Source organism: Jatrophihabitans sp., from assembly GCF_051960575.1.
Lineage (GTDB): Bacteria > Actinomycetota > Actinomycetes > Mycobacteriales > Jatrophihabitantaceae > JBQCEE01.
On the sequence record NZ_JBQCEE010000360.1, the window covers coordinates 1 to 6,768 of the forward strand.

7 protein-coding genes and 2 pseudogenes are annotated in these 6,768 nt (G+C 72.4%); 6 read left to right on the top strand and 3 right to left on the bottom strand.

Annotated elements, in window-relative coordinates:
• Positions 1-105 precede the first annotated feature (105 nt).
• Both ACTHMS_RS19905 and ACTHMS_RS19910 read left to right on the top strand, forming a co-directional pair.
• A complete protein-coding gene (locus ACTHMS_RS19905; RefSeq protein WP_440308404.1) occupies positions 106-540 on the top strand; it encodes an SRPBCC family protein in 435 nt (144 codons plus the stop codon).
• 11 nt (positions 541-551) lie between these two features.
• Positions 552-1,451, top strand: coding sequence for an SDR family oxidoreductase (locus ACTHMS_RS19910; protein ID WP_440308405.1), 900 nt, complete (start codon positions 552-554; stop codon positions 1,449-1,451).
• A gap of 141 nt (positions 1,452-1,592) precedes the next feature.
• Here the strand turns inward: ACTHMS_RS19910 and ACTHMS_RS19915 are convergent.
• Positions 1,593-2,348, bottom strand: a pseudogene (locus ACTHMS_RS19915) (SDR family oxidoreductase); the annotation flags it as partial.
• A gap of 132 nt (positions 2,349-2,480) precedes the next feature.
• On the opposite strand from ACTHMS_RS19915, the gene ACTHMS_RS19920 reads away from it, so the two are divergent.
• From ACTHMS_RS19920 to ACTHMS_RS19935, 4 genes are read left to right on the top strand one after another with little or no spacing between them, the layout of a single operon-like run.
• Positions 2,481-3,230 (top strand): enoyl-CoA hydratase family protein, encoded by a 750-nt coding sequence (locus ACTHMS_RS19920; protein WP_440308406.1) that lies wholly within the window; start codon positions 2,481-2,483, stop codon positions 3,228-3,230.
• Complete coding sequence (locus ACTHMS_RS19925; RefSeq protein ID WP_440308407.1) at positions 3,223-4,068, top strand: CoA transferase subunit A; 846 nt, start codon at positions 3,223-3,225, stop codon at positions 4,066-4,068. Before ACTHMS_RS19920 ends, ACTHMS_RS19925 begins: the two co-directional genes overlap by 8 nt.
• Positions 4,065-4,799, top strand: a complete 735-nt coding sequence (locus tag ACTHMS_RS19930) for a CoA-transferase subunit beta (protein WP_440308408.1) — start codon at positions 4,065-4,067, stop codon at positions 4,797-4,799. The genes ACTHMS_RS19925 and ACTHMS_RS19930 overlap by 4 nt, the downstream gene beginning before the upstream one ends.
• Complete coding sequence (locus ACTHMS_RS19935; protein WP_440308409.1) at positions 4,796-5,857, top strand: NAD(P)H-dependent flavin oxidoreductase; 1,062 nt, start codon at positions 4,796-4,798, stop codon at positions 5,855-5,857. The genes ACTHMS_RS19930 and ACTHMS_RS19935 overlap by 4 nt, the downstream gene beginning before the upstream one ends.
• A 65-nt stretch (positions 5,858-5,922) precedes the next feature.
• On the opposite strand, the gene ACTHMS_RS19940 is transcribed toward ACTHMS_RS19935, so the two are convergent.
• Together ACTHMS_RS19940 and ACTHMS_RS19945 are read right to left on the bottom strand one after the other, a co-directional pair.
• Positions 5,923-6,333 (bottom strand): Fur family transcriptional regulator, encoded by a 411-nt coding sequence (locus ACTHMS_RS19940; protein ID WP_440308410.1) that lies wholly within the window; start codon positions 6,331-6,333, stop codon positions 5,923-5,925.
• Between the two features lie 92 nt (positions 6,334-6,425).
• A pseudogene (locus ACTHMS_RS19945) lies at positions 6,426-6,768 on the bottom strand (glycine dehydrogenase (aminomethyl-transferring)); the annotation flags it as partial.

The following is a 6,768-nucleotide window of genomic DNA, read 5'->3' on the forward strand; positions in this document are numbered from 1 at the left end:
CACCGCGCTGCACGAACTCGAGCGACGCGACGCGTCCACCGCCCTGATCACGATGTGCGCCGGCGGCGCACTGTCCACCGGCACCATCCTCGAGAGGCTCTGACCATGCCCGACACGTCCACCGGACTCACCGACACCGTCGCCGCGCCGGTCGAGAAGATCATCGAGGTGCTCACGGACTTCGAGTCCTTCCCCGAGTGGCAGGCCGCCGTCATGGAGTGCGAGGTGCTCGACCGCGACGCCGAGGGCCGCGGCAGCCGAGTGCGCATGAAGGTCGACGCGAAGGTGAAGAAGGTCGGCTACGTCGTCCGCTACACCTACGACCTGCCGAACGGGCTGCGCTGGGACCAGGAGTCGGGCGACCTGTCCGAGAACACCGGCCAGTACACGTTCAAGGACAACGGCGACGGCACCACCGACGTCACCGTCGACATCGTCGCCGAGGTCGGCTTCTTCGTGCCCGGCCCGATGAAGAAGCTCATCCGCGAGCAGTCGCTGAAGAACTCGATGCGCGAGCTCAAGAAGCGCGTCGGCGCCTGAGTCGGTTCACCATGGGCATCTGCGACGACCGCGTCGTCATCGTCACCGGCGCCGGCCGGGGCATCGGACGCGCCCACGCACTCGCCTTCGGCGCGGCCGGCGCGAAGGTGGTCGTGAACGACGTCGGCGTCGCGCTCGACGGCTCCGCGGCGGACTCCCCCGCCGAGCAGGTCGTCGCCGAGATCCGCGCCGCCGGTGGCGAGGCGGTCGCCAACGCCGACGACGTCGCGTCCTGGGAGGGCGCCGCGCACCTCGTCGCCGCCGCGGTCGAGACCTTCGGCGGCCTCGACGTGCTGGTCAACAACGCCGGCTTCGTGCGTGACCGCATGCTCGCCAACATCAGCGAGGACGAGTGGGACGCGGTGATCCGCGTGCACCTCAAGGGGCACATGGCACCGCTGCGCCGCGCCGCCGAGTACTGGCGCGGCGAGGCGAAGGCCGGCCGCCCGCGCGAGGCGCGCGTCATCAACACCTCCAGTGGCGCGGGACTGTTCGGCAGCGTCGGCCAGGGCAACTACTCGGCGGCGAAGGCCGGCATCGCCGGGCTCACGATCGTCGCCGCGGCCGAACTGGCCCGCTACGGCGTCACCGTCAACGCCCTCGCCCCGTCGGCACGCACGCGCATGACCGAGCAGGCCTTCGCCGAGATGATGGCCGCGCCCGAGTCGGGCTTCGACGCGATGGCGCCCGAGAACATCGCACCGCTCGTCGTCTGGCTGGGCTCGACCCGGTCGACCGGCGTCACCGGGCGCATGTTCGAGATCGAGGGCGGACGCATCACCCTGGCCGAGGGCTGGAGCCGCGGCCCGACCGTCGACAAGGGCGCGCGCTGGGAGCCCGAGGAGCTCGACGAGGTCGTCGGCAAGCTGCTCACCGACGCCGCCGACCCGGTACCCGTCTACGGCGCCTGACCGCTCCGGACGCGACGGTCAGTCGCGGTGCAGTGCGGGCGCCGGCGCGCCATGGCCGTTCGGGCTGTACCCGTTGGCGCCGTGGCCGTTCGCACCGACCGGGGACGGACTCGGACGCAGGGCCGGGATCGCCGGCGGCGCATCGGCCTGCGCCGTCGCCGCGCCGAGGAACGCGGGCACCTCGCCGCCACCGTGCACCAGGAGCGTCGCGCCGCTGATGTAGGACGACAGCTCGGACGCGAGGAATGCGACGGCGCGTCCGATGTCCTCGGGCTCGGCGAGACGCTGCAGCGGCACCGTGCGCGCCACCGCCTCGACGCCGGCGCGATCGCCGTAATGCAGGTGGGCCTGCTCGGTGCGCACCATGCCGGCGACCACCGAGTTCACCCGCACCTTCGGCGCCCACTCGACGGCGAGCGAGGCGGTCAGGCTGTCGAGCCCCGCCTTCGCGGCGCCGTAGGCGGCCGTGCCCGGTGAGGGGCGGTGCCCGCTCACGCTGCTGACGTTGACGATCGAGCCGCCGCCCTGGCTCTGCATGACCGCGTTCGCCGCCTGGGCGACATAGAGCGGCGCGAGCAGGTTCAGTTCGACCAGCTTGCTGAGGTGTCGTGTCGGCGTCGTCGCGGCGTCGCCGAACGGCGTGCCGCCGGCGTTGTTGACCAGGATGTCCAGGCCGCCGTGGTCGTTCGCGATCTCGTCGACCATGCGCATGACCTGGTTCGGGTCACGGACGTCGCACTGCTTGAACTCGAAGCCGTCGTGCAACCGGGCCGGCGCGGAGCGCGCGCAGACCACCACCGTCGCACCGGCGTCGAGCAGCACGGATGCGATCCCGCGGCCCACTCCGCGGGTTCCACCCGTCACCAACGTGACACAACCATCGAGCACGATCCGCATTGGGCCTCCCCCACCGAAGGTCTGCGGTCGGACCACGTCGTGGTCCTGCTGGAGGTTATCGTCCCGGCGCACGAATGCTAGCCTACCAAGCACTTGCTCGGTTGAGCATGTCGTGATCTTGGAGGCCACGCGATGGGGATCGCCACCACCTCGGCCGGCGACGGCATCGCCGTCGTCACCGTCGACCACCCTCCGGTCAATGCGCTGCCGGTCGAGGGCTGGTTCGAGCTGGCCGACGCTGTGACCGCGGCCGGACGCGACACCGCCACCCGCGTCGTCGTGCTGCGCGCCGAGGGCCGGGGGTTCAACGCCGGCGTCGACATCAAGCAGATGCAGCGCACGCCCGGCTTCGACGCGCTCATCGGCGCCAACCGCGGCTGCTACGCCGCCTTCGCCGCGGTCTACGACTGCGCGGTGCCGGTGATCGCCGCGGTGCAGGGCTTCTGCCTCGGCGGTGGCATCGGTCTGGTCGGCAACGCCGACGTCGTGGTGGCCAGCGACGACGCCACCTTCGGCCTGCCGGAGGTCGACCGCGGCGCGCTCGGCGCGGCCACCCACCTCGCCCGGCTCGTCCCGCCGCACCTCATGCGCGCGCTGTACTACACGGCGAGCACCGTCGACGCCGCGACGCTGCACCACCACGGCTCGGTCTACCGGGTCGTGCCGCGCGCCGAGCTCGACGCGGCCGCGCTCGAGGTCGCGCGCAGCATCGCGGCCAAGGACACCAGGGTGATCCGCGCGGCGAAGGAGGCGATCAACGGCATCGACCCGGTCGACGTCCGGCGGTCGTACCGCTTCGAGCAGGGCTTCACCTTCGAGCTCAACCTCGCGGGCGTCGCCGACGAGCACCGTGACGCCTTCGTGGCGGGCCGCCATGACTGACGCGAGCCCGCGTCCCCGCCCCCGCGACAAGCGGATGACCGCGGACGAGGTGGCCGCCCGCGTCCAGGACGGCATGACGGTCGGCATCGGCGGCTGGGGGTCGCGGCGCAAGCCGATGGCCCTCGTGCACGCGCTGCTGCGCTCCCCCGTCCGCGCCCTGCGGGTGGTGAGCTTCGGCGGTCCGGACGTCGGCCTGCTCTGCGCGGCCGGCAAGGTGCGGGAGGTCGTGTTCGGCTTCGTCTCGCTCGACTCGATCGCCTACGACCCGTACTTCGGGCGTGCGCGGCAGGACGGCGCGATCTCGGTGCAGGAGTTCGACGAGGGCATGGTGGTCGCGGGCCTGCGCGCCGCGGCGCAGCGACTGCCGTTCCTGCCCGTGCGCGCCGGCCTCGGGTCGGACGTGCTGACGACCAACCCGCACGTCCGCACGATCCGCTCGCCGTACCACGACGGGGAGGAGTTCGTGGCCATGCCCGCGCTGACGCTCGACGTCGCGCTCGTGCACCTCAACCGCGCCGACGCCCACGGCAACGCCGCCTACCTCGGACCCGATCCGTACTTCGACGACCTGTTCTGCCTCGCCGCCCGCGAGCGGTTCGTGTCGGCCGAACGGGTCGTGCCGACCGCCGAACTGGCCGCCGCCGCGCCGCCGCAGGCGCTGCTGCTGAACCGGATGATGGTCGACGGCGTCGTCGAGGCAGCCGGTGGTGCGGGCTTCACCTCGTGCGTCCCCGACTACGGACGCGACGAGGCAGCACAACGGGACTACGCCGCCGCCGACGACCCCGTCGCCTGGGCGCTCGCGCACGACGGCGACACCCGCGAGGGGGCGGCATGACCGACGTGACGAGGGCCGAGGTGTGCGCCGTCGCGTGCGCCGACCTCTTCGCCGACGACGGCGAGATCCTGGCGAGCCCCATGGGCACCCTGCCGCTGCTCGGTGCGCGGCTGGCGCGGCTCACGTCCAACCCCGACCTGCTGTTGAGCGACGGCGAGGCGTACCTGCTCGCCGACGTGCCGCCGCTCGGCGGCAATGCGGCGCTCGAGGGGTGGCTGCCCTACCGCCGTGTCTTCGACGTCGTCGCCGCCGGCACGCGGCACGTGGTGATGGGCGCCAACCAGGTCGACCGCTTCGGCAACCAGAACATCTCGTGCTTCGGGCCGCACGAGCGGCCGACCCGGCAGATGTTCGGCGCCCGCGGCGCCCCGGGCAACACGATCAACCACCGCACGTCCTACTGGGTCGGCAAGCACGTGCCGCGCGTGTTCGTCGAGCGGGTCGACTTCGTGTCCGGCGTCGGCCACGACCGCGCGGGCGACGCACCGTTCCACGACGTGTACCGCGTGGTCACGAACCTCGCCGTGCTCGACTTCGGCGGTCCCGACCACGCCATGCGGCTGGTCTCGACCCATCCGGGCGTGACCGTCGACGAGGTGCAGGCGCAGACCTCGTTCCCGCTGCACGTCGACGACGTCGTCGTCACCCGCGAACCCACCGACGACGAGCTGCACCTGCTGCGCGACGTGCTCGACCCGCGCTCCGTCCGCGACAGAGAGGTCTCGGCATGAGGCTGCGCACGGCACTCACCGACCTCGTCGGCGTCGAGCACCCCGTCGTCCAGACCGGCATGGGGTGGGTGGCCGGCCCGCGTCTCGTGGCGGCGACGGCCGAGGCGGGCGGTCTCGGCATCCTCGCGTCCGCCACCATGACCTTCGCCGAACTCGAGGCGGCAGTGGCCGAGGTGAAGGGACGCACCACCAGGCCGTTCGGCGTCAACCTGCGCGCCGACGCCGCCGACGCGAGTGATCGCGTCGACCTGCTCATCCGCGAAGGCGTGCGGGTCGCGTCCTTTGCGCTCGCCCCGAAGCGGGAGTTCATCGAGCGGCTGAAGGCGGCCGGCAGCGTCGTCGTGCCGTCGATCGGCGCGGCCAAGCACGCCCGCAAGGTTGCCGAGTGGGGCGCCGACGCGGTGATCGTGCAGGGCGGCGAGGGCGGCGGCCACACCGGCGGCGTCGCGACGACGCTGCTGCTGCCGTCGGTGCTCGACGCGGTCGACATCCCCGTCGTCGCGGCCGGCGGCTTCTTCGACGGCCGCGGTCTCGCCGCCGCGCTCGCCTACGGTGCCGCCGGCGTCGCGATGGGCACCCGCTTCCTGCTCACCCGCGAGTCGACCGTGCCGGACGCGGTGAAGCAGCAGTACCTGCAGCGCGACCTGAACGGCACCGTCGTCACGACGCGGGTCGACGGCATGCCGCACCGGGTGCTGCGCACCGACCTGGTCGAGCACCTCGAGCAGTCGTCGCGCGTCACCGGGCTGTACCACGCCGCGCGCAACGCGCAGCGGTTCAAGCGGCTCACCGGCCTGCGCTGGCGCGAGATGGTGCGCGAGGGGCTGGCCACCAAGCACGGCAAGGAGCAGACCTGGTCGCAGATGATCATGGCCGCGAACACGCCGATGCTGCTGCGCGCAGGGCTCGTCGAGGGCGACACCGACGCGGGCGTGCTCGCCAGCGGCCAGGTGGTCGGCATGCTCGACGACCTGCCCTCGGTGCGCGAGCTGATCGAGCGGATCGTCGACGACGCCGCCGCGATCATCGGCAAGCTGCCGGCGGTGCTCACCGACTGACGCCGAGTGACGGTGATGCGGCCTCGCGTCAGGCCTGTCGCTCCGTCACTCGACGAGCCAGGTCGTCACTCGGCCGACGCGCAGGACGGGCAGCGGCCGAACAGTTCGACGGTGTGGTCGACGTCGACGTAGCCGTGCTGCTGGGCCACCGCGTCGGCCCAGCGCTCGATCGCCGGGCCCGCGATCTCCTCGGTGCGGCCGCAGTCGCGGCAGACCAGGTGGTGATGGTGCCGGCGCGTGTCGGCCCCGCCGCAGAAGCGGTAGGTCGCCTCGCCGTCGGGGGTGTGGATGACGTCCACGACCCCTTCGTCGACGAGGTTCTGCAGGTGCCGGTACACCGTCGACAGCCCGACCGTGTCGCCGTCGGAGCGCAACGCCGCATAGACGTCCTGCGCCGACCGGAACCCGCCGGCCGCGCGCAGCGCCTCGCGCACCGCACCGCCCTGGCGGGTGGCGCGCTGCCGGGTCGGTGTCACCGGACCACCCTAGACGAGCCCGCTCGGCCCGACCGATGATCACGCACGCAGACACAGCCAGGTGTGCCTGCGCGCGTGATCATCGCCGGTGCTCAGGCGTAGGCGTCGACCGGCGGGCACGAGCAGACGAGGTTGCGGTCGCCGAAGGCCCCGTCGATGCGTCCGACCGGTGCCCAGTACTTCGAGCGCGGGTCGACACCCGAGGGGAAGACGGCCGTCTCACGCGAGTAGGGGTGGGTCCACTCGCCGACGATCGTGGACGCGGTGTGCGGGGCGTTGCGCAGCGGGTTGTCGTCCGCCGGCCACTCCCCCGTCGCGACCCGGTCGATCTCGCCCCTTCTCGCGCTCATGGCGTCGACGAACCGCTCGATAGTTCGCACATCCTCCCACACGGTCGGCGCGACCCTTAGCGTTCCCGCCAACCGGAAAGACATG

Excerpts from the sequence above, each read along its gene's own strand:
- ACTHMS_RS19935 (WP_440308409.1), top strand. The coding sequence starts at position 4,796 with ATGAGGCTGCGCACGGCACTCACCGACCTCGTCGGCGTCGAGCACCCC.
- ACTHMS_RS19920 (WP_440308406.1), top strand. The coding sequence starts at position 2,481 with ATGGGGATCGCCACCACCTCGGCCGGCGACGGCATCGCCGTCGTCACC.
- ACTHMS_RS19910 (WP_440308405.1), top strand. The coding sequence starts at position 552 with ATGGGCATCTGCGACGACCGCGTCGTCATCGTCACCGGCGCCGGCCGG.
- ACTHMS_RS19905 (WP_440308404.1), top strand. The coding sequence starts at position 106 with ATGCCCGACACGTCCACCGGACTCACCGACACCGTCGCCGCGCCGGTC.
- ACTHMS_RS19930 (WP_440308408.1), top strand. The coding sequence starts at position 4,065 with ATGACCGACGTGACGAGGGCCGAGGTGTGCGCCGTCGCGTGCGCCGAC.
- ACTHMS_RS19925 (WP_440308407.1), top strand. The coding sequence starts at position 3,223 with ATGACTGACGCGAGCCCGCGTCCCCGCCCCCGCGACAAGCGGATGACC.